Consider the following 21006-nt stretch of genomic DNA (forward strand, 5'->3'; position numbering starts at 1 on the left):
GGGGGATCCTCTCGGACAGGCGGCTTTGGGCAAGCCTTTGCGAGCTTCGCACAAAGGGTCGGGCCCCGCCGGTCCCCGTCGCGGGAAGCGGCAGGAATGGGCAAGGGTCCGCAAGCTCTGGTCAATCCGTTCGGTGGGCCGGGCTGTTTGCATGGTTGTCATCCGACGAGCCCCTGCGCACCCTCCGGGGAGGACTGCCGATGCCCGGCGACACCCACAGTGAAATTCTTCTACGCGTCAACGATGTGCCACGACGGCTGACCGTCGACAACCGCAGGACACTGCTCGACGTGCTGCGGGAGGGCCTCGGCCATACCGGGCCGAAGAAGGGTTGCGACCACGGGCAGTGCGGCGCCTGCACCGTGCTGCTCGACGGCCGGCGCGTCGTCTCCTGCCTCACCCTGGCGACGGCCGCCGACGGCGCCGCGGTCACGACCGTCGAAGGACTCGCCGGCGATGGTCGACTCACCGCACTCCAGGACGAGTTCATTCGGCGCGACGGTTTCCAGTGCGGCTTCTGCACCCCCGGCCAGCTGTGCTCGGCGGTCGGGATGCTGGCCGAGCACGCGGCGGGTTGGCCCAGTGCGGTCACCCCCGCCGGGCCGGTGCCGGCCCTGGACGAGGTCGAGGTGCGGGAGCGCATGAGCGGCAACCTGTGCCGCTGCGGAGCACACCCGTCGATCGTGCGCGCGATCCTGGAATCCGGAGCGGCCCGATGAAGGAGTTCACCTACCACCGGCCGGCTCTGGTCCGGGAGGCGCTCACCCTGGCCGCCGGCGGCGGAACCCGATACCTGGGCGGGGGGACGAACCTCGTCGACCTGATGAAGGACGGCGTGGAGACACCGACACGCTTGGTCGACGTACGTCAGTTGTCCCTCGATGGGGTCCGGGAAACACCGGACGGCGGCCTGATACTCGGCGCGACGACCAGCAACAGCGACGCCGCGGCCGACCTCCGGGTGCGGCGCCGCTATCCGGCGCTCAGCCAAGCCTTGCTGGCCGGCGCGTCGGGCCAACTGCGCAACATGGCCACGCTCGGAGGCAACCTGCTTCAGCAGACCCGGTGTTCCTATTTCGGTGACGTCTCGCAGCCGTGCAACAGACGCGAACCCGGCAGCGGCTGCCCCGCGATCGCCGGGGAGCACCACAACCACGCGATCCTCGGAGCCTCCGCACACTGTGCGGCCACACATCCCTCCGACATGGCCGTCGCATTGACCGCGTTCGACGCGGTCGTCCACTACGAGACCCTCCAAGGACCCGGTGAGATTCCGCTGGCGGAGTTCTACCCGCCGGTCGGTGACACGCCACAGCGGGCAACCGCACTGCCGCCGGGGTCGTTGATCACGGCCATCGCTCTGCCCGGTGCCGCGACAGCTCCCGGATCGCGCTATCGCAAGGTCCGCGAGCGAGCCTCCTACGCCTTCGCCACCGTATCCATCGCAGCGGTCCTGAAGGTCGAGGACGACACGGTCACCAGCGTACGTATCGCCCTCGGCGGAGTCGCATCCCGGCCGTGGCGCGCGAGAACAGCGGAGGTCGCCCTGTTGGGCGGAGCCGCCACCGCCGACGCCTTTCGGGCCGCCGCAGCGGCCGAACTGTCCGCCGCCCGCCCTCTGCGCGACAACGCCTACAAGGTGCCGCTGGCCCGCAACCTCATCGAGGCCGTGCTGGCCGGACTGGCCCAGGGGAGGACCCGGTGAAACCCCCACCCGCCGTCGGAGTGCCGCGGACCCGGCTCGAAGGACCCGACAAAGTCACGGGCCGCGCCCGCTACGCCGCCGACGAACCCCTCGAAGACCTGGCCCACGGTTGCCTCGTCACGTCCACGGTGGCCCGGGGACACATCCGGGACATCTCCCGGGTCGACGACATGCCCGGAGTGCTGGGCGTCATCGACCACCGCAACGCGCCCCGGCTCAACCCGGCGGCCGGCGGATTCTTCGGTCCGGACGGCAGCCTGCTCCTCCTCCAGGACGCCGCCGTCCCGCACGCCGGCCGACCGGTCGCGCTGGTCGTGGCCGAAACGCCCGAGCAGGCCCGCGCGGCGGCGGCCGCGCTCACGGTGACCTACGACGAGGAAGCGCACGATTGCGTCTTCCGCCCCGGTCACCCGGCGGAACGCCCGGCGCTGACCATCTTCGGCGAGGATGTCGACATCGGCGACGTCGACGCGGAACTGGCCGAGGCCGCCGTGGTCGTCGACGAGGTCTACCACACCGTCGAACAGCACTGCGCCGCGATGGAACCGCACACCGCGACCGCGTGGTGGGAGGACGGACGCCTCCAGGCTTTCGACTCCAACCAGGGGCCGTTCATCGTCGCGACCACCCTGGCCACGCTGTTCTCCCTGGACCCGAAGACGGTACGCATCCGGGCCGAGCACGTCGGCGGCGGCTTCGGGTCCAAAGGACAGTGCGGACCACAGCTGATTCTCGCGGTGATGGCCACCACTGTGCTCGGACGTCCGGTACGCGTCACTCTGACCCGCCGCCAGGTGTTCCTGGCGACCCCGCCCAGGCCGCGAATCCGGCAGCGGGTCCGCCTCGGCGCCGACCCGGACGGACGTCTCCGGGCGATCCACCACGAGGCGGTATTCGAGGAGTCACCGCTCGCCGAGTACCTGGAGAACTGCGTCGAACCCACCAGGACGCTCTACGCGGCGCCCGCGATCCGCACCCGACTCACCACGGTCCCCCTCGACATCGCGCCGCCCTTCTCCGTACGCGGCCCCGGACTGACACCCGGCTCGTTCGCGCTCGAATCGGCCATGGACGAACTGGCGGAGGGACTGGGGATCGACCCGCTCGAACTCCGGCTGCGCAACGAACCCACCGTGGGCCCGGTGTCCGGGTTGACGTTCAGCCACCGAAATCTCGTCGGCTGCCTCCAGGAGGGGGCCCGCCGGTTCGGCTGGGCCGGACGTGACCACCGGCCCCGGCAGCGGCGGGAAGGGCACCTGCTCGTGGGCACCGGACTGGCCGCGACCGCCTTCGGCACGGGAGCACTGCCCTCCTCCGCATCGATCACCGCCGAAACCGACGGCACCTTCACCGTGTCCATCGGCGCGAGCGACATCGGAACCGGCGCGCGCACCGCCCTGACGGCGATCGCCGCCGACGCCTTGGGGGTCGACACCGGCCGGATCAGGCTGGAGTTCGCCGACAGTGACCTGGGCCCGGCCTGGAGCGCGGGCGGATCCCGGGGCACGACATCCTGGTCCTGGGCGATCACCACGGCCGCCGCCAAGCTCACCGGGGCGGTGCCGCCGGTGACCGTCACCGCCGACACCACCGAGGAACTCGGTGCCCTGCCCCACCGCGAACGCCACGCCCACAGCGCGGTGTTCGCCGAGGTCTCCGTCGACCCGGCGACCGGCGAGGTCCGCATCCGGCGACTCCTGGGCATCTTCGCCGTGGGCCGAGTGGTCAACCCGCTGTTGGCCCGCAGTCAGGTCGTCGGCGGCATGATCACCGGACTGTCCATGGCCCTGTACGAGGAAGGCATCCGAGACCGGGTCACCGGCCGCAACGTCAACCCGGACCTCGCCGCGTACCACATCGCCGCGCACGCCGACATCCCCGACGTCGAAGCCGACTTCGTCCCCGACCACGAACCCGACGACCCTTCCGACATCAAGGGAGTGGGGGAGATCGGCACCGTCGGCACCGCGGCGGCCATCGCCAACGCGGTCTGGCACGCCACCGGGACCAGACAGCGGAGCCTGCCCCTCCGGCTGGACCGCGTCCTGGAAGACCGACCACCGACAGGGGAGTGAACCGGACGTGCTTCGCGAGGTCTGGCCGTTCGTCGACGACTGCCGGCGTACGGGTCTTCCCGTCGCACTGGCCCGGCTCATCGGCCGCGACGGCCCCGGAGCCCGGCCGCTCGGCGCGACGATGGCCGTGGCGGGGGACGGGACCTGGCGCGGCTCGCTTTCCGGTGGCTGCGTCGAGGGCATCGTCCTCGACGCGGCCCGGGACGTGCTCGCCGGAGCGCCGCCCGCCGTGATCCCGGTGTCACCCGGTGGGCACCTGCTGCCCTGGGAGGAAACACCCTCCTGTGCCGGGGAGTTGCGAGTCCTCATCGCCGCCGCCCCGGCCGACCCGGTCCATTCCCGGATCACCACGGCGCTGGCCGAGGACCGGCGGCTGTTCGTCCGGGTCGCCCTGAGACCGCCGTATCCCTGGTCGGTGTCTGCGGAACCACATCAACTCCCGCAGTCCGGGCCGGCGTTCACGGAGATTCTGGCCGGCCGTCCGAAGCTGCTCCTGATCGGTGCCACGGACCTCGCCGCGATCATCGCCACCCTGGCCGGACCGCTGGGCCGTGACGTCGTCGTCCTGGACCCCCGGCCGGGCCACGTGGCCTCGGGAGATTCCTTCGGCGGCGCCACGGTCGTCCGCACCTGGGCGGACGAATGGATCGTCCGTCATCCCCTCGGCCCCCGAGACGCCGTCGTCGCCCTCAGCCACGATCCGCGCATCGACGACCGGGCCCTGCGGGCGGCCCTGTCCGGCCCCGCCGGATACGTCGCGGCCCTCGGCAGCCGGGCCACCCACACGCAACGCCTGCGGCGACTGGCCGAAGTCCCCGGAGTGCATCGGATATCCGGCCCGGCGGGCCTCGACCTGGGCGGGGGCGACCTGGCCGACACCGCGCTGGCCATCCTCGCCGAGCTTGTGGCGGTGGAGAACGGCCGCTGTGGCCGGCGGCTGCGGGAGGGGGAACTGCCGATCCGCGTGGTCGGCCCGGTGGCAGGGGTTCGCGGGTGACCGGGCCCGGAACGCGGCGTAGACGGGGGCGAGTCCCTGGGGCGGCCATCCTTCGGCGGTGTCGATGCGGGCCGGAGGTGAGGTGACGGGGTCTGCGCCACGTTCCGGGCCCTGCCTCACAGTACCCACCAAGCCGCCTCCTCGGGCGTCTTGCCCACGTCCATGCGGTCCCCCGGCCGCGGCAGGGCCAGGCGAACGCCGGTCGCCTTCGCCTCGTCGCGCAGGCGCTACACCGGCTCGGTCCACGGGTGTGGCGCCAGGCTGAACGTCGCCGAGGCGATCGCCGTCCTGTGGGACCACGCGGCCGCCACCGGATATGGCCGGGTGGACCTGGCCTGCATGCTGATCGGGCGGGGGCGGGTGGAGGACGCGATCGCGGTCCACCGCCTGCCGACACCCACCCCCGCTCCTTACGCGGCGGACGATCCCCGGCTCGACGTGCCCGCGGAACCCCCGCTCGTGTGTGCCGCGGCGGCCAATCGTGGCCGGCCGACCGCGTCCCGGATCGGAACGCCGCCCCGGGTGCACGCGCGGTCGCCGGGCAAGCGGTCACCGACGAAGAACGACGGACGGAAAGCGATGCCTGCCGCTCGTGGACGGGGCCGGCGGGATCAACCCACCGGAGCCCACCGCGCTCGATGTCCGCGCCCGCGTCGGGCGGCGGGCGACACCCCACGACCATCGGGGCCGTGCGGCGGACCGCGGACGACGACCGACGGATTCCTCCCGCCTGTTGGCCTGGGATCCATGGACACGGACGCCGAACCGAGCGCGCCGGCAGCCCGGAAGGACCTCCCCGCCGACCTGGTGTGGCGCCTGTTCCGACGCCCGCCGCACGGTGGCGCTGCTGCGCCAGGATCTGACCGGGGCGACGATCGAGAGATCATCCGGAAGCCCGCCCGGGATCGATGACGATGCCGACCACCCGGTGGGAAACCAGAGGGAACCACCGGCGATCACGGTGCAAGATGCGGGGATGGAGCGCCGCCGCAGAATGCATGTCGATCTCGATCACCTCGACCGCCTCGACTACGACTGGTTGTTCGTCGTCCTCGAAGCCCCGAGCGGCATGGTCTACGAGATCCAGACGTGCGGCACCTCATGCGTGCAGAGTCGGGTCGAGGGTCATTTGATCCCCATCGAAGCCCCCGACGCGTATGCAGCCCTGATCGACCTGTTCGTGAGGGAGTTCTCAGGCTCCGGAGGGCCACGGATGTGGGCATGGACCCCGGCCCACCTCGATTCGCTCCGCGCGGCGATCTCCACGATCAGGTTCCCTGCGGACTACGACTCCGCCCCCGTCATGGGCTACCCGGGAACTCCCATCCACGTCGACGAATCCCGCCTGTCCGAGGCGACAGAGGCGTGGATTCCCGTGACCACCGAGCTCGGAACCGGCATCCTCGTCTGGTCGAACTCCGACTGACCGCGCGAACGCAGGACGCCATGCACAGACCGAGGCTCCGCCGACCCGCTGGGACAACGATCTTCGGACGGCCGGGAAACCATCCGCAAAGGCACGGCAGGTGGCCTGCTCGGACGCACTCGTTGAACGCCCCGTTGCATGCGTGATCGGTGCGGTTCGACAGAATCGGTGATGTGACGCGAACCGAGCTCCCCGACGGCTGGACCCTTCAGCGGATACGCGACGTATCCGGTGATCAAGAGGCCGTCGTATTGGACACGGAGCGGGTCGTGACGTACTTGGGCCGGCCACATGGTCCGGACGAGGTCCTACAGCCGGAGATCGTCCTGGGCTTCCACGGCCTCTGCGTCGTGAAGGCCGTCGACGATGACGACTGGTACATGGGCACTCTCAACAGCGACGGCACCGTCGAGTGCTGGAGCGCATACGACGACCTCTGGAACGCACTTCGCGGACTCTGAGCAGGCTCACGGCCGGTGGGAAGCGATCATCGAACACACGGGAAACCGAGCATCGGTTCGACTCGTTCCCGCTCGTCAACCTCACTCGTGAACGGCCCGCAACGAGCTCGTGGCATCGAATTCGATGCGGCCCTGTGCCAACTCGCCAACCCGCTCGTCGGCATCCTGCGCGGCTGCCTGAAAACCGGCACACCGTACGACGAGGCGACAGCCTGGTCCCACCGAGCCCACGCACTCGCCGCTTGACACTCCAGCTCATGAGTTGGGCCTTTCCTCGTGGATCGGTGGCCGTGTTGCGCTGTGAAGGCGCCTGGGGTACCACTCGCTCGAACGGCTCCCACAACTCGTCGTGGACGCCCTGGACGAGGCGGCCGACCCGCGAGGGCTGTGTGCGGAACTGGTCCGCCCGGCCCGCGCCGTCCGCCCCGACGGGACGCCCTCGGTGCGGCTGTTGGCTGAGGCGGATCCGGTCGAGGCTGGTTTTGGTGATGCGTTCGGTGCCGTCGAGGATGGCGATGATCGCGGCTTGGCGGATCAGACGGGTGAGGCTGCCGATCCGTCCGACGGCGCGCTGATGGAGGTGGGACGCGAGACGGGGGAGTGTGCCCGCGCGGTGCGAAGCCGATCACCGACCCCGACGAACTCGAGCGGTTGCGCATCCGCAGACGGGACCGGCTCGGCGGCACCATCCATGAATACCGACATGCCGCCCGACCGGCGCGGATGGGGTTTCCGGCACTCACAACCCGCGCACCTTGCCGGCGCCCGGCCCGAGGCCGCGGGCGGTTCACCGAACGAGACCGACCACGCCCACCGCATCCCCGACACGGCCCGCGCCCGGACCCGCCCCGCCGGCCGAGTACCCGGCCTCTGCCGGGAGTCGGCGGGCACGACACCGAGCCCGAATCGTGCGCCACGCCGTCGGCCCCGACCGTTCGACGTGTTCGCGCGGCACGGCTCGGACGCGACGCTGCCGCGATTTCGCACGCCGGGCATGCCCGTTTGCGGCTACCGTTCCCGCCTGCCCGAGCCGCCCGGGGGGACGTGCCCGGCGCGTGGGTGGTCTTCGCGGGCGTGGTCTCGGTGTGTCAGGTGGGTGAGGGCTTCTTGCCAGGTGCCGGTGAGTACGGGCAGGGGCCGCAGGGATGCCGCCAGGGCGTGGACGGCGTCGGTGGTGGCGGGGCGGGCGATCCAGTTGACGATGGATGCCAGCAGCCAGGCCCGTGTCGGCGGGCCGCCGGCCTGGGGTGCCCCGGTCAGGACCGCGGTGACCGCCGGGCCTCCTTGGTCGGGTCGGGTCGGCGTGGTCAGGTGGGGGATGCCGGTGCCGGGGGCGGTCCGCAGCGTGGTGTAGGGCTCGGGTCGCACCTGCCAGCCGGCCTGTTCCAGTCGTCGGGTGCGTTTGACGAGGTCGGACATCCAGGTACGGGGGAAGAGGATCGCGTGCCCGTCGGCGTGCACGGCGGCCCCGCACAGCAGCGGGATCCTGCCCGGCAGCGCACGGGCGTGGTCGGCGTAGCCGGCGAGGACGGCGGCGAGGGTCTGCCGTAGGGCGACGGGGGTGCGGGCTCGGGTGAGGAGTTCGCCGCCGCGGAAGAGGAGGTAGAAGGTGTCGGGGCGTTCGACGGTGAGGGTGACGGGCGTGTAGCCGTCGTCGACGATGCCGCCGGTGGCGGTTTCGGTGATCCGGCGGGGCTCGTGGCCGCGTACCGCGATGCCCACACGTGTGCCGTCGACCCGGGCGGTGAGGACCGCGTCGACGGGCCGGGCGGCGACGTCCACCGAACAGCTGGTGGGTGCCTCGACGACCGTGACCTGCGGATCCGCGCCGCTGAGCGCGACCAGGGCGTGGCTGACCTCGTCGAATCCGGTCGAGACCCGGGCCGGTTGATCCGGGGCCAGGAGCACGGCGGTGGGCGTGCCCCGGTGCGCTGCGAGTCGACCGAGGCGGGTCAGGCGCCGGGGTACGGGTTCGACCGGGCGCCGGCCGAGCGACCGGGTGCCGTCGGCCTCGACCACAAGCACGGAAGCGTGCGAACGCGTGAGGCTGTGGGCGTTCGCCGCCAGATCGGCGGTCAGTTGGGTGCAGAAGCCGCAGTCGACGGCCATCGCCACCACGAGCACGGGATGCGGCACCCACGCGGCGCAGTCGGCGGCCTCCGCCTCCAGGTCGCCGTGCACCGCGGGTGCGGCGGGCTCGCCGCCCGGTGCGATGAGGCCGGCGGCGCGCCATTGGGTGAGACAGCGTGCGTGCTGGACGTGGTGCTCGGCGGCGGGAGGGCGGCCGCGGAGCCAGCCGAGGGCGGTCGGGCCGAGGTAGGCCGCGGCGGGCCTGCCGGTGTCCAGCAGGACCCCGCCGCCGTCCAACTCGGCCACGACCACCCCGGGCGACAGCATCGCTACGGCTGCTGGCAGAAGCCGCTGAAGCCGTTGGTGGACACGCACACGAGTCCGGGGCAACAGCCGGTGGACCCGGTGCAGCCTTCTCCTTGGATTCGGCAGGCGGTGGGGGCGATGAAGGCGTCGGTGAAGATCTCCTCGATCTCCGCGACCGTCTCCGGGTCGGGGGTGAGCGGGCGCGTCTCCTGCGGATAAGTAATCATGCGAACACCATGCGGGGTCGGCGGCGCAGGAGTCCATCACCCATTCGTGTCGAATCCGGTGACGCGACCTGGGAATCCCCGATCGGGTGATGGCGGCCGTGGCCGGCGGGTCACGGGGTGACGGTGTCCCGGTAGGCGTCGGCCTGGGTGCGGAAGAGGGTCGCGTAGTGGTCGCCCGCCCGCAGCAACGTCTCGTGACTGCCCTCCTCGATCACGCGGCCGGCCTGCAGGACGTAGATGCGGTCGGCATGGCGGACGCTGCGCAGCCGATGCGAGATCAGGACCACCGTGCGGCCGGCGAACAGCCGGCGCAGGCGGGTGAAGAGCTGCTCCTCGGCCTGGACGTCGAGGGCGGCGGTGGGTTCGTCGAGGATGACGAGGGGGGCGTCGCGATAGAAGGCTCGGGCCAGGGCCAGGCGTTGCCACTGCCCGCCGGACAGGTCCGCGCCTCCGGTGAACTCCTTGCCCAGCGGGGTGTGCAGGCTGTCCGGGAGTCCTTCGAGGAAGTCCAGTGCCCCGGCCTGCCGGGCCGCTTCCCGTGCTCGCCGGGGGTCGGCGGCGGCGTGGGGGCGGCCGAAGGCGATGTTGTCCAGGGCCGGGAGCCTGTAGCGGGTGAAGTCCTGGAAGACCACCGCGGTCTGCTCGCGATGAGCCGCGAGGTCCGTGACCGGTTCCCCGTCGTGCAGCAGCCGGCCGCCGTCCGGCGGGTGGAGCCCGGCCAGGAGATTGGCGAGCGTCGTCTTGCCCGAACCGTTCACCCCCACCAGGGCCACGACCTGCCCCGGCCGCAGCTCCAGACTCACCTCCCGCACCGCTGGGACACCCGCGCCGGGGTAGGTGTAGCTCAGGCGCTCGGCGCGCAACAGCCCCAGTTCCGTCCTCGTGGAAGGTTTCCGCCGTGATGTCGGCGCCGTCGCCGCGGTCGAGAAGTCGGAGGTGGGGGTGGTGAAGCTGCTCAGATCGGTGAGGCGGAGCAGGTTCTCGCCGATACCGGTGAGCATGCCCGCGAACGCGTTGAGCCGTACCGAGAGCAGCCACACTCCCGCCACGGCCGCACCGGCCACGGGCACGGGCAGCAGGTGACGCACGGCCATCCACCACAAACCGCCGACCGCCAGGCAGGTCAACGTCGCTCCGGTGGCCTGGGCGGCCATCCGGCGCCGGGCGTGAGCCTTCAGCAGGGCCTCGGTGTCCCGGATCTCGCGCTCGTACTGGTCCTGCCAGCGCCCGGTCAGGACTCCCGCGAGGTCCAGGGCCCGGATCTCCCTGGCTTCGTTCCGGCCGGTGAGCAGACGTTCGAGGTACTCCCGCAGCCGCCGATTCTCCGACAGTCCGTGGTGCAGGTCGTGGTGGGCGCTGTGCTCGTTGCCGGCCGCCCTGATCGCGGGAAGGGCGCCGAGCAGCACGAGCGGGAGCAGCCACCACGCCATGACCACGAAGGCTCCGCCCACCGCCACCACGGTCAAGGCCGCCTGGAAGGCGGTGACGAGGAGGACGACGGCCATCGCGGGCCGGCGGCGCGAGGCGAACACCGCCCGCTGTAGCCGGTCGTGGAAGTCCGGCTCCTCGAATCGCGGCAGCTCGGCCGCCGCCGCGGCCTCCAGCACCATCCCCGCCACCAGGCGGTCCACTTTCACCGTCAGCACCGCCATCCGCGCCGCCCCGGACAACCGCAGGGCACCCACCGCGGCACCCGCCACCAGCAGCACGACGACGGCGGGCACCAGCACGGGCGACCGTCCGGCCGCCGCGGGACCGTGCGCCAGCACCGACCCGAGCACCGCCTGCACCACAACCAGCCCCCCGGCCATCGCGCCCGCCAGGAGAACCTGCACCAGGACCACATGGATCAGCGCCCGCCGATCGGCCAGCCAGGCAAGACGGACGGCGAACGCCGCCGAGGAGAACAGGACACCCACACGCCGTTCAGCCACCACCGACCCCTTCCCCAGGCTTCGCCGCCGATGCCCGGGCACCATTCTCGACGAACGCTCGCCCCTTTCGACCTCGGATCACCCGATCGGACGAGCCGCTCCGATTCCGATCGCAGTCCTCCCGATGCCCGGGCTGCGATTCCGGGCACACGGAGAACCGGCGCCGGCCCCGGCGAGGCACGGTGTGGGTGTCACTCGTCGTCGACGGCCATCCTGATCGGCTCCGCGCCGCATTCCGGGGAGTCCCAACGGTCGGTGACGATGGAGCCTGGGGGCGCACGCCGTTGGCGTGGGCGCGGGTGCCCGCGTCGGAGCCCGATACACGGAACTGATGCTCCGTCGGGGATTGGTGCGTCGGGGGGATTTCGCGGGAACCGTTGGTGCGTTCGGGTGATTTCGCCGTCCGTCGCCGGCGCGGCGGTGGTCTTCGCGTATTCGGGGGCGCTGAAGGTGTCCCGGTCGAGGGAGAAGCTCCTCGAGATGGGGCAGACGGGGGCGGCCGTGTTCCCGCTGCCGTTGCTCCGGTTCGTCGCGGCCTGCGAGTTGCTCGGCGCGGTCGGCGTCGTCGTGCCGTGGCTGACGAACACCGCGCCGGTGCTCACTCCGCTCGCCGCGGCGGGTTTCGTGGTGGTCATGGTCGGTGCCACGACCCCTTGACCACCCTGCTGAACGCGGCAACGGGCATGCGCGGCTGAGTCACTGCCCCCGATCCCCCTGACCTGTCGGCCGGTCCGCACGCCTGCGGACCGGCCGTCGGGACAGGAATCCGGGGTTCTGCAGGCAATCCTCGGCGGCTCCCCGCCTGCGGCACCGAAGGCAAACCATGTGGTCGTCACGCGGCCTGCTCCCCTCGGTCGATCAGACGTCAGGATTCCTCCGACCGCAGGGGTCTGGTGTCGTCGCGGGAATCCGGTGATCCGTGGATCGCGTGATGCACGACGGCGAAGCCCCGTCCACGCTCTGCGGGCGGGATGGCAGGCGCCGATGACCGGACCGGCGCCGCGGTCGCTCTTGGGTAGGGGCCGGTGGCATTCGGCCTGTTCGGGGTCGAACAGGCAGTGGTTGAGGGTGCCCCAGTGCCGGTTCGGGAACGCGTCACGCAACAGGCGGACGACGGTGTGCGCGTCGGCGACGTGGCCTCGCAGGGCCCCGCCGGATGGGGCGGGTGGGGTGTCGAGGAGGGCGTTCACCCGATCCAGGCCCTCGTGGAGGCGGTCGGCTCCGGGACCGGCCGCGACGGCACCGCCCGTGACACGGGCGGTGAGGAGCTCGGTCAGGCGGCCGGCTGCGGCGTCGGTGAGGTCGTTGTCGAACTCGGGGGCCCACGCCGGATCCGCCTGGGCGTAGCCGTGGAGGCGGTTGGCCAGGGCGCGGTGGGCGGCGTGTTCGAGTTGCAGGCCCAGGGCGATTTCGGCGTCGGGTTCGCGCGCGGCGAGCATGCTCATGGTGCGGCGGAACATGTGCGGCCTCACCGGGGACACCGGGATGGGTTCGAGGCCGGTGTGGTGGGCGGTGGTGTTGACGTGGGCGATGAACGCGTCGACGCGGTGGCCACCTGATACCAGGAGGGCTTGCTGCGCCCGACCGCTGTCACTCTCCGAAGTCGCGAATTCCGGAGCGGCAGGGGCGCGGCGTGAGGGGTACGGCGGCACGGTTCAAGACCGGCGAACTTCCGGTCGCCTTTCGCGTCGGCGTCCTTTGTGACGCATCGTTCGCGGGCGTGGCGCCGGCGCGTTGGCGGCCGACGGGACGGCGTGCGCTCGCCGACTGTCATCCGGTGGTGCTGTCTTCGGTCATGACCTGGGTACCGATGACGTTGAGGAGCCTGAGCCGGTCGGCGGTGTCGCTGCCGGGAGCGGCGGTGTAGACGACGATGCGCAGATCGCTCCCGGGAGCGTTCAGTACGTCGCAGTCGAAGGTGAATGTGCCGACATCGGGGTGATGCACGGTCTTGGTGTCCGACTCGTGGACGCCCACGATGCCCGTGTCCCATAGGCGCGCGAACTCGGTGCTGACATCTCGCAAGTCCTTGATCAGGGAGCGCAGTCCCGGATCCGCGGAGTAGCGGGCGGTCGCTGCCCTGAGGTCGGCGACCACGGCTGCCTCGAAGCGCGCTTCCTGCTCGGGGGTGTGGCTGACCCGGCTCGACAGACCGGCGAAGTGCCGCCAGACGATGTTGCGTTCGCGTCCGCGAAGCGCTGATCCGTCCCCGAACAGGGCGGCACACAGCGGGTTCCACAGGATCAGATTCCAGGCGGCGTCATACGGCCTGCCCCCACCACACCCACATCTCGGAATCCGGCGAATCGAGACGCGCCGGAAGCGGTGGGCCACGCCTGGGGGACGAGCCCCAAGGCGCCCGGGGCGACGGATGTGATCCGCTCGGCGAAAGCCCGGGTCAGGCGAGACTGCGCCACGTACGGCGGCGGTACCCGTCGGCGGAGGCGGCCCGCGCCATCGCCGTGAACATCGCGAACGCCACCTTCGCCGCCCGCAGCGCCCCGGAGGCGGTTCGTTTTGCGGAGTTTCACTTGGATTCGATCCGCCCCATGGGGGCGACGCTCTGCGACAAAGCGTTCTGCGCCGTCGTCCAGCCGGCGTCCTCGATGCCCAGTGCGTGGCGAAGGTAGGCCCGGGTGACCCGTTGGATCAGGGACACGCGCGCGGGGTTCTCGTCCGTTGTCTCCCGGACTTCGTAGCCGGCGATTCCGCCGAGGGAGTGCTCTGCCCCGAACAGGGTGAGCAGGCTCTTGCGCCCCGGGCTCAGGTGGTAGGGGTCGGCGAGCCACTCCGGCCCTCTGACGGACAGCGGTGACTCGTCCTTGTCTCCCGCGACCACGAGGGTCGGCGTGGTCATGTGTGCGAAGTCCGGTCGCTTCAACCACGGGAGGTTCTCGGCCGCGAAGGGGGTCAGGTCGGCTCCGCCCCTGCCGGCCGTGGCAAGCAACACGCCCGCCTTGATCCGCGGGTCGGACAGGTCTTCCGCCTTTTGGCTCACCGGATCGAGGACGCGCAGGCCCAGCAGATTGCCCGCCGTCTGGCCACCGAAGGAGTGTCCGGCCGCGGCGATGCGGCTTCGATCCAGGCGCCCGCCGAGACCGGGAACGGCGGCCTCCAGCAGGTCGAGCCGGTCGAGGATGCGCTTCATGTCCTGGACGCGGAAGCGCCAGAGTCGCGGTGTGCGGGGATCGTCCTGGGGAAGACCCACGGTCCTGGAGTCGAGATGGGTGGGCTGAATCACCACGAAACCGTGAGCGGCCCAGAAGTCGACCAGGGGACCGTAGCCGTTCAAGGACGATCCGAAGCCGTGCGAGAAGACGATGATCGGCAGTTCGCTCCCGGTTGTCGGCGCGGAGATTCTCACCTGCAGGCCCTCGCCACGGCCCGGAGCTTCCAGTACCACCGGCTTCACCGAGACGATGGGGGCGGGGGCGGTGACGGCCACGTCGGTGGCCGGCGCGTGTGATGCGGTCATGGGCGGATCTTCCTTCGCATTTCCGATGGGGAAGCTGTCGAACAGGCTGGTCACGGTCTCGTCCTCCGCCTGGGCGGAGGGGGCGAGCCGTCGCGGGATACGCTAAGACCTGACGCTGACGTCAGAGGCAAGAAGTGTAGTCCGGCTCACATCGGAGAGACATGATGCGTATCGGTGACCTCGCCACCAGGGCAGGAGTCAGCGTTCGGGCGCTGCGCTACTACGAGGAACGGAACCTGCTCGCCTCGGAACGCAGCCCCGGTGGTCAGCGGCAGTACCCGGACAGCGCGGTCGACCGTGTCCGGCTGATCCAGCAGTTGTACGCCGCCGGGTTGCCGAGCAAGTCGATCGCGGACCTGCTGCCGTGTGTCGTGAACGGCGAGGCCACGCCGGAGCTGCTCGACCGGCTTTCGGCGGAACGGGATCGCATCGACAGCCGGATCGGCGATCTGGTGAGCGCCCGGGACAGGCTGAGCACCGTCATGGCCGCCGCCACCGCGAACCGGCGAACAGGCGAACACTGCCGACCCCGGTAATCAGCATGCCGGGCTCCGCGACTGGGACGGAGATGCCCAGCAACCGACCGATTAATAAGCAAGATCGCTTGGCGGAGCTTCGCGGCCGGATCTGCGCCGGACCATGCCCATAAAACGGTGTCAGAAAGTTCCCCGGCCGCCGAGCCGGACAGCCGATGCACCCCGACGTCCTTGCGGGACTCATCAACGACATTGGCGTTCCCACCACCGCCGGCCGCACAGCCGCGATCCGACAACACGTACTGGAAATGCCCGCACCCGTCGTTGCCGGGGCCCTCGGCTACCACCGCGTCACCACGGCCAAGCTCGCCTCCGAAGCCGGAAGCACCTGGAGTCGATACGCCGCAGGAGACCACTGGCGGTCACCACCCGGCTGGAACCCGCAGAGAACTGGCGACAGTTGAATATGCGAGCCCACCAGTATCACATCCGGACCCTTACGCCGTTGCGACCGCAACGTGAACGCCGACCACAGGCTCTACCGTCCATCCATTTCCGCAGAGAATCGGCCAGGGACGGCGGTAGGTTGCGGGCTCGATCGCTTCGGTGAGCGCGGGTGCGCGGGCGGCCAGCCTTGCCTGGAAGTCGTCGCGCAGTACCAGCACCACGCGTATCAGGTGAGACGCGTCGCGGACGGCGTCGGCCAGCTCGGCGAGCGCATCGCGTGCGCGCTCGGGGCCGCCGTGGGCGTCGGCGGTGAGGACTTCCTCGAACTGGTCGACCACCAACAGCACCCGCTGTCCGGGGCTGCCCGTCAGGCGTGTTCGTGCTGCGGCGACGATGCCCTCGGTCGTGGCGCCGGGCAGCCCGGCGTGTTCCAGTTCGGCGAGGAGGTCCCGGCCGGGCCGGGCGTACACCGGCAGCCAGTTCTCCGCGCCGGGCACCCGGCCGGCGGCGAGTGCGGGCAGCACTCCGGCCTGCACCAGCGAGGACTTGCCCGAACCGGACGGCCCGAGCAGCAGTACCCGGCGCCGGTCCGCCGGCACCGACAGCACCCGCTCCACCACCGCGTCACGGCCGTGGAACCAGCGGGCGTCCTGGTCGGTGAACGGCTCCAGACCCCGGTACGGGCACACCTCCAGCGCGCTCAGCCCCGGCCACACCCCCCGCAGCACCTCGGCCGGGGTGGCGTAGGCGGTCCCCAGCCCGCGCTGATGCCCGTCCGGGGCGGTGATCGCGGTGGCCATTCCCAGGACCAGCCCGGTCACCTCGTCCACCACCGGGCCGCCGCTGAATCCCTGGGTCAGCCCGTTCGCGTCGGCCAACTGCAACAACGTGTCCGTCCGGTCCATTCGGGGCAGCAGGTTCCCGGCCTGCATGTACGCGAAGTGCCCACCCGGCGGCGCCTGGCCGGGGAACCCGAACGCCGCCACCGGGTGCCCCTGGCAACCCGCCGCGGACCCTTTGGTAAGCGTTGCTCGTCGAGCACGGATTCGTCGTCGACCGGGTCGACGTGCTCGACGCCCCGGGGAGGACGGCCCCCTCTCGTGCCTTGCTTGCCCTGGACTTCACCACCGACCCGCACGAGCACCACGGGCCCCTGATGACCTACGCCTGCGGCACCGGTGTCGACGGGTGGGGCGACACCGCCGGCAGCTTCATCCCACTGACGCAACTCGTGGAGACGATCACGCCACGCGGGCATCAATCAGGCAACCATCCGTAGTCCGCCAGGAGACGTCGGGTCGCCGTCCCCGTTGTTCCGTCCGTCGTCACGGCCGGGCGGAAGCCCGCCCCCGAGTAGCACCGCGCAGGCCCCGACGGTCAGCAGCCCGCCGGCGAGGAAGGCGCCCCGCACGTCGGCGAGCGGCAGGATCAGTGCCCCGAGCGCGGCGCCCGCCGCGATGCCGGCGTTGTAGGCACCGGAGTTCGCCGCGAGTGCGATATCCGTGCGGCCCGGCGCGCAATGCAACATCTCGTTCTGGGTCGTCATGAACACCGGCCCGAGCGCACCGCCCATCAGCGCCAAGAAGACCACCGCGGCCACCGGATCGGTGCCAGCCGCGTACAGGCCGAGCATGCCCACCGCCTGCGTGGCCACGGCTGTGGCCAACGCAGACCGCGGAAAGCGGTCCAGCAGTGCCCCGGTGATGCCCACCCCGGTCAGACACGCAACACCGAAGACCACGAACAGGATGCCAACCGTCCCTGGGGAGAACCCGCTCACGTCGCCCAGGAACTTCCCGATGTAGGTGAATCCCGCGAACGCCCCCGTGGCGGACAGGGCCCCGGCCACCAACACGGTCTTGAACCGGCGGGCGTCGGGACTGGTTCCGTAGGCGGCGCGCTCTTCCTCCGGACGCGAGGTCGGCAGCAGAACAGCGATCGTCACCAAAGAAACGAGCCCCAGAGCCGCCAACACGGCGACGGGTACCTCCCAGCCGCCCTGCCGGCCCAGCCAGGTCCCGGCGGGAACACCGAGCACGAGGGCGAGCGAACCGGCGACGGACAGCGCCCCGACCACACGTCCACGGACCTCGGGCGCGAACAGGCCCACCGCGACCGGCCCCATCACGGCCCAGAACAACGCCTGGCCGAGCGCGGTCAGCAGTCGCGCCACAAGGAGCAGCCAATAGGAGGTCGCCAGGGCCGCAATGAGGCTGGACACAACGAGCGCGGCAAGCACTCCCGTGAGCACATGACGTCGAGGCACGGCCCGCACGAGGTGGGCGAGTGGCACGGACGCCACGGCCACCGTCACACCGTATCCGGTCACCAACAGACCGACTGCCGACACCGATACCGACAGGCTTTCGGAGATGAGTTCCAGGAGGCCGACCGGCAGATTCTCCGCAGTGTTGAAGGTGAAGGCGGCCAGCATCAGGGCCACGAGCACAGCCGGCCCCCGCCATGGAGCCGGTTGCCCCGCGATCACACGCTCTTCTTCTGCCCTCGCCCGCTGCTCCTGCTCCGTGGTATCTCCCATGGAGTTACCTCATCGGGCCCACCGGCACCACCGCAACCGAATTCATCCGACGTGTGTGCGTGGGCTCAAAGCATCAAGCGTGGCCTTCGGGGTCGTGGCCCGTGGCGGCAGTTGGCTCGATCAAAGGTCATCTGGCCCCAACGGCCTCAGGCAGCTGACCGTCTCAATAACATGCCCGTTCCACGGAAACCAGCAATGGCGAGCGTTGCGCGACGAATCCCCGACAGGAGTGGGACGACGTCGTTGCATTCGACGCCGCCATACGCTCGGGCAACGCGCGCCCCACCGCCGAGGGCAGTCCGCTCCTCGGGCAGGCGTATCTGCACCGGTCCCTGCTACCGCTGTCGATCGCACCGATCGACCGGGTCACCGGACACGAGTGGCGCTCTCGGCAGGGCGACGTGTTCGGCGCTGTTGCCGACGCGGAACTCGAGTCCGGTGACCCGGACGGCTGCTCACCCTGGGCCTGCCGATCCGGCACCCCCGTTCAGGCCGACTACGGGAAGGCCGCATGATCCTGGACCTGTTCGCCGGACCGGGTGGCTGGAGCCAGGGACTGCGCGAACTCGGAGCGATCGATCTCGGGCTCGAATGGGACGAGTCGGCCTGCGCGACACGACTCGTCGCCGGACACGCGACGTTGCGCACGGACATCGCCGTCCACCCGGTCCGCCCCTTCGTGACCGCTGTGAGCGGGCTGATCGCCAGCCCTCCGTGCCAGGCATGGAGCACCGCAGGCAAACGGTTGGGGTTGGTCGACCAGGGCCTGGTGCACCAGGTGCTCGAAGACCTTTCCCGGGGTGTCGACAGCCGGGGCCGTCTGCTGACGGCGTGCCGGGATCCCAGATCCCCCGCGGATGCGACCACGCCTGTGGCCAGCCAGATCATGACCTCCAGAATCTCCCCATCGAGTCTTGTGGTCGCTGCGTCCACGGTGAGGTCGGGTGCGTCGGGATGGCCGATCATGCCGGCCACCACCATCGCGGACTCGGCCGTGTCCGGGCCCAGTTCGGTGCGGACCCACTCGAGGGCGGCCCGTGCTCCTTCGGTGCCCAGCCGTTTTCCCGCGTGCCGGCCAACCAGACGGCGAGGGCGGCGAACATGAAGGAGAGGATGTATCCGGCGTCATCCTTCTCGAGCGCGTCCGTGCCGGCGGTAACCGCCACGATCGAACGGATCGAGGACAGCCGCGACTTCGGGACAGTGTCATCGGGGTCGGCGCCAACGTCACTTGGCCGCGATCAGCGGCCGGCCGGCTCCGGGAAGCGATTTCGCGGTTTCGGCGCCGCCGACGGCACAGGGAGGATCGGCGCCTGCCGCCGCCCCGGCTCCGCGAGCCAGGCCGTCGAGTGCCACCCGATCGCATCCGTGCCAGGCGGCAGGGGCGTGGACCACGGCTTCCGGGGTGGCCGGCTCGGAACGGGCGGTGTCCGTGGACGCCGCCTGGGTACATTGCCCTCCGGGGGTCGGTGCGGCCCCGGTAGGTGTGGCAACTGCCGCGCGCCGCACGGGCGTCGTGGACGGTTCGAGCCGCCGGTCGACCGGCCGCCGCGGGGGAGAGTGGGGGACATGCGTTTTCTGGAGCGGGAGCGGGCCGTCGCGGCGAAGTTGTTGCCGGGGCTGGACGAGAGTCTGCAGGCGGTGCCGGCGGGGGAGTTGGAGGATCCGGCGGGACCGGGTATCGGACTCTTTCGCGACGGCGGTGGCCCCGGGCTGGTGGTTCCGGCCTCCTACGGGGGGCGCGGGGCGAGCGCGGTGGAGGCGGTGCGGGTGCAGCGCGCGCTGGCCGGCAGGTCGCCGTCGCTGGCGGCGACCTGCGCCGTGCATCACTTCTCGGTGGCGGTCCTGCTCGGCCTGGCCGCCGTCGACGACGGGGGCGTGGAGTCGTATCTCGTCCAGGGTCTGGCCGGTGGCAACAGCCTCGTGGCGTGCGACTTCCCCTACGAGGGTCCCGACGGCGCAGTCCTGGCGCCGTCGATGACCGCCGAGGTGACACCGGACGGGGTACGAGTGACCGGTGCCACGTGCGTGGGCGCCCTGGCCCGGTCGATGGACATGCTCGTTGCCGGTGTCACGATCGAGCGCACCGACGGTGGGGGCCGGGAGTCGGCGGTGGTGCTGGTGCCCGCGGAGAGCGAGGGCGTGAACGTCGACGGGACGGACGGGGAGCGGGTCACCCTCGACGACGTCGTGGTGGCCCCGGAGTTCCTGGTGCGGGCCTCGGCCCTGGACAAACCCCTGGACTCCGTGTTGACGGCCGGCTTCGCCCTGTACCAGCTGCTGGCCACGGTCGCCCACGTCGGGGCCGTCGACGCGCTGGTCGAACGGGTGCTGCGCGACGGCGGGGTGCCCGAGTCCGAACGCATCGCCCTGCTGGTGGAAACGGAAGGCGCGATGTCCGCGGTGGAGGGTGTCGCCCTGCGGATCGACGGCGGCGACCCGGACGACGCGACACTCGCCCACGCGCTGTACGTGCGTTACGGCGTCCAGGACGCCCTGGCCCGGATCGTCCCGCGCGCGGTCGAACTTCTCGGCCGCCTCGACACCGCCGACGCCGACGAGGTCGCCCACCTCGCCGGTGTCGCCGACGCGCTCGCCCTGTGCGCGCCGACCCGATCCCGGATGACCGGCCCGTTGGCGGCGTACCTGCTCGACGCGCCCCTGACCCTCACCTGATCGCGAGCAGCCCCGGCCCGGGCCCCGACCGGCCGTCGCGCACCGCACCCGACGACGGACCGTGAACGCTGCCCGAGTCCGTCGCCACGCTCCGAGTCGTTGCGTGCGTCCCCGGCCGGCCGTCGATTCCCAGCGTTGCGTACTGCACGGACGCGGACCCGTGGCGCCCACGGATCGGCGACCGGGGCGGGA

Annotated in this window: 19 protein-coding genes and 2 pseudogenes; 12 read left to right on the plus strand and 9 right to left on the minus strand. The window is 71.1% G+C overall.

Going from position 1 to position 21006, the window contains the following annotated elements; genetic code table 11:
* Positions 1-200: 200 nt before the first annotated feature.
* The 4 genes from ACH4U8_RS09270 to ACH4U8_RS09285 are packed head-to-tail and all read left to right on the plus strand — an operon-like array spanning position 201 to position 4777.
* Positions 201-719: a (2Fe-2S)-binding protein gene (locus tag ACH4U8_RS09270; RefSeq protein WP_395776470.1), complete on the plus strand. Its 519-nt coding sequence runs from the start codon at positions 201-203 to the stop codon at positions 717-719.
* A complete protein-coding gene (locus ACH4U8_RS09275; RefSeq protein WP_395776472.1) occupies positions 716-1705 on the plus strand; it encodes an FAD binding domain-containing protein in 990 nt (329 codons plus the stop codon). Before ACH4U8_RS09270 ends, ACH4U8_RS09275 begins: the two co-directional genes overlap by 4 nt.
* The gene (locus tag ACH4U8_RS09280) at positions 1702-3780 is read left to right on the plus strand and encodes a xanthine dehydrogenase family protein molybdopterin-binding subunit (RefSeq protein ID WP_395776474.1); all 2079 of its coding nucleotides are present in this window, start codon (positions 1702-1704) and stop codon (positions 3778-3780) included. Before ACH4U8_RS09275 ends, ACH4U8_RS09280 begins: the two co-directional genes overlap by 4 nt.
* 7 nt (positions 3781-3787) lie before the next feature.
* Positions 3788-4777 carry an XdhC family protein gene (locus tag ACH4U8_RS09285; protein ID WP_395776476.1) on the plus strand — a complete coding sequence of 330 codons (990 nt, stop codon included), beginning with the start codon at positions 3788-3790 and terminating at the stop codon, positions 4775-4777.
* A 227-nt stretch (positions 4778-5004) separates the two neighbouring features.
* Here ACH4U8_RS09285 and ACH4U8_RS09290 read toward each other — a convergent pair whose 3' ends face one another.
* Positions 5005-5178: a hypothetical protein gene (locus ACH4U8_RS09290; RefSeq protein WP_395776478.1), complete on the minus strand. Its 174-nt coding sequence runs from the start codon at positions 5176-5178 to the stop codon at positions 5005-5007.
* A 437-nt stretch (positions 5179-5615) separates the two neighbouring features.
* Here ACH4U8_RS09290 and ACH4U8_RS09295 point away from each other — a divergent pair, with 437 nt between their 5' ends.
* Both ACH4U8_RS09295 and ACH4U8_RS09300 read left to right on the plus strand, forming a co-directional pair.
* Positions 5616-6203: a DUF6210 family protein gene (locus tag ACH4U8_RS09295; protein WP_395776480.1), complete on the plus strand. Its 588-nt coding sequence runs from the start codon at positions 5616-5618 to the stop codon at positions 6201-6203.
* Positions 6204-6472: 269 nt separating this feature from the next.
* Positions 6473-6664 (plus strand): hypothetical protein, encoded by a 192-nt coding sequence (locus ACH4U8_RS09300; RefSeq protein ID WP_395776482.1) that lies wholly within the window; start codon positions 6473-6475, stop codon positions 6662-6664.
* A 457-nt stretch (positions 6665-7121) separates the two neighbouring features.
* On the opposite strand, the pseudogene ACH4U8_RS09305 reads toward ACH4U8_RS09300, so the two are convergent.
* From ACH4U8_RS09305 to ACH4U8_RS09320, 4 genes and pseudogenes are all read right to left on the minus strand, one after another.
* Positions 7122-7280: pseudogene (locus tag ACH4U8_RS09305) on the minus strand (ATP/GTP-binding protein); the annotation flags it as partial.
* A 392-nt stretch (positions 7281-7672) separates the two neighbouring features.
* Positions 7673-9061, minus strand: coding sequence for a hypothetical protein (locus ACH4U8_RS09310; protein WP_395776484.1), 1389 nt, complete (start codon positions 9059-9061; stop codon positions 7673-7675).
* 2 nt (positions 9062-9063) lie between these two features.
* Positions 9064-9267 carry a hypothetical protein gene (locus ACH4U8_RS09315; protein ID WP_360314115.1) on the minus strand — a complete coding sequence of 68 codons (204 nt, stop codon included), beginning with the start codon at positions 9265-9267 and terminating at the stop codon, positions 9064-9066.
* A gap of 110 nt (positions 9268-9377) precedes the next feature.
* Positions 9378-11201 (minus strand): ATP-binding cassette domain-containing protein, encoded by a 1824-nt coding sequence (locus tag ACH4U8_RS09320; RefSeq protein WP_395776486.1) that lies wholly within the window; start codon positions 11199-11201, stop codon positions 9378-9380.
* Between the two features lie 390 nt (positions 11202-11591).
* Between ACH4U8_RS09320 and ACH4U8_RS09325 the strand changes: the two genes are divergently transcribed.
* Positions 11592-11858: a DoxX family protein gene (locus tag ACH4U8_RS09325; RefSeq protein WP_395776488.1), complete on the plus strand. Its 267-nt coding sequence runs from the start codon at positions 11592-11594 to the stop codon at positions 11856-11858.
* A gap of 368 nt (positions 11859-12226) precedes the next feature.
* Positions 12227-12760, plus strand: a complete 534-nt coding sequence (locus tag ACH4U8_RS09330; RefSeq protein WP_395776490.1) for a hypothetical protein — start codon at positions 12227-12229, stop codon at positions 12758-12760.
* Between the two features lie 211 nt (positions 12761-12971).
* Here ACH4U8_RS09330 and ACH4U8_RS09335 read toward each other — a convergent pair whose 3' ends face one another.
* The gene (locus ACH4U8_RS09335) at positions 12972-13535 is read right to left on the minus strand and encodes a hypothetical protein (RefSeq protein WP_395776492.1); all 564 of its coding nucleotides are present in this window, start codon (positions 13533-13535) and stop codon (positions 12972-12974) included.
* Between the two features lie 193 nt (positions 13536-13728).
* Positions 13729-14676, minus strand: a complete 948-nt coding sequence (locus ACH4U8_RS09340; protein ID WP_360314289.1) for a chlorophyllase — start codon at positions 14674-14676, stop codon at positions 13729-13731.
* A 164-nt stretch (positions 14677-14840) separates the two neighbouring features.
* Between ACH4U8_RS09340 and ACH4U8_RS09345 the strand changes: the two genes are divergently transcribed.
* The gene (locus ACH4U8_RS09345; RefSeq protein WP_395776998.1) at positions 14841-15212 is read left to right on the plus strand and encodes a MerR family transcriptional regulator; all 372 of its coding nucleotides are present in this window, start codon (positions 14841-14843) and stop codon (positions 15210-15212) included.
* Between the two features lie 437 nt (positions 15213-15649).
* Here the strand turns inward: ACH4U8_RS09345 and ACH4U8_RS09350 are convergent, their stop codons facing one another.
* On the minus strand, positions 15650-16585 hold the full coding sequence (locus ACH4U8_RS09350) for a hypothetical protein (protein WP_395776494.1): 936 nt from the start codon (positions 16583-16585) through the stop codon (positions 15650-15652).
* A 41-nt stretch (positions 16586-16626) separates the two neighbouring features.
* Here ACH4U8_RS09350 and ACH4U8_RS09355 point away from each other — a divergent pair, with 41 nt between their 5' ends.
* A complete protein-coding gene (locus ACH4U8_RS09355) occupies positions 16627-16878 on the plus strand; it encodes a hypothetical protein (RefSeq protein WP_395776496.1) in 252 nt (83 codons plus the stop codon).
* On the opposite strand, the gene ACH4U8_RS09360 is transcribed toward ACH4U8_RS09355, so the two are convergent.
* Positions 16861-18033 (minus strand): MFS transporter, encoded by a 1173-nt coding sequence (locus tag ACH4U8_RS09360; protein WP_360314285.1) that lies wholly within the window; start codon positions 18031-18033, stop codon positions 16861-16863. The two genes, ACH4U8_RS09355 and ACH4U8_RS09360, sit on opposite strands and share 18 nt — an antisense overlap.
* Positions 18034-18649: 616 nt before the next feature.
* On the opposite strand from ACH4U8_RS09360, the pseudogene ACH4U8_RS09365 reads away from it, so the two are divergent.
* Together ACH4U8_RS09365 and ACH4U8_RS09370 are read left to right on the plus strand one after the other, a co-directional pair.
* Positions 18650-18988: pseudogene (locus tag ACH4U8_RS09365) on the plus strand (DNA cytosine methyltransferase); the annotation flags it as partial.
* Between the two features lie 719 nt (positions 18989-19707).
* Complete coding sequence (locus tag ACH4U8_RS09370; protein ID WP_395776498.1) at positions 19708-20814, plus strand: acyl-CoA dehydrogenase; 1107 nt, start codon at positions 19708-19710, stop codon at positions 20812-20814.
* The last annotated feature ends 192 nt before the right edge of the window (positions 20815-21006 follow it).

The organism is Embleya sp. NPDC020886, from assembly GCF_044333915.1.
Taxonomy (GTDB): Bacteria; Actinomycetota; Actinomycetes; order Streptomycetales; family Streptomycetaceae; genus Embleya.

Coding starts and splice junctions, on each gene's coding strand:
- ACH4U8_RS09270 (WP_395776470.1), top strand. CDS start 201: ATGCCCGGCGACACCCACAGTGAAATTCTTCTACGCGTCAACGATGTG.
- ACH4U8_RS09315 (WP_360314115.1), bottom strand. CDS start 9,267: ATGATTACTTATCCGCAGGAGACGCGCCCGCTCACCCCCGACCCGGAG.
- ACH4U8_RS09345 (WP_395776998.1), top strand. CDS start 14,841: ATGCGTATCGGTGACCTCGCCACCAGGGCAGGAGTCAGCGTTCGGGCG.
- ACH4U8_RS09340 (WP_360314289.1), bottom strand. CDS start 14,676: ATGACCGCATCACACGCGCCGGCCACCGACGTGGCCGTCACCGCCCCC.
- ACH4U8_RS09310 (WP_395776484.1), bottom strand. CDS start 9,061: ATGCTGTCGCCCGGGGTGGTCGTGGCCGAGTTGGACGGCGGCGGGGTC.
- ACH4U8_RS09370 (WP_395776498.1), top strand. CDS start 19,708: ATGCGTTTTCTGGAGCGGGAGCGGGCCGTCGCGGCGAAGTTGTTGCCG.
- ACH4U8_RS09275 (WP_395776472.1), top strand. CDS start 716: ATGAAGGAGTTCACCTACCACCGGCCGGCTCTGGTCCGGGAGGCGCTC.
- ACH4U8_RS09360 (WP_360314285.1), bottom strand. CDS start 18,033: ATGCTGGCCGCCTTCACCTTCAACACTGCGGAGAATCTGCCGGTCGGC.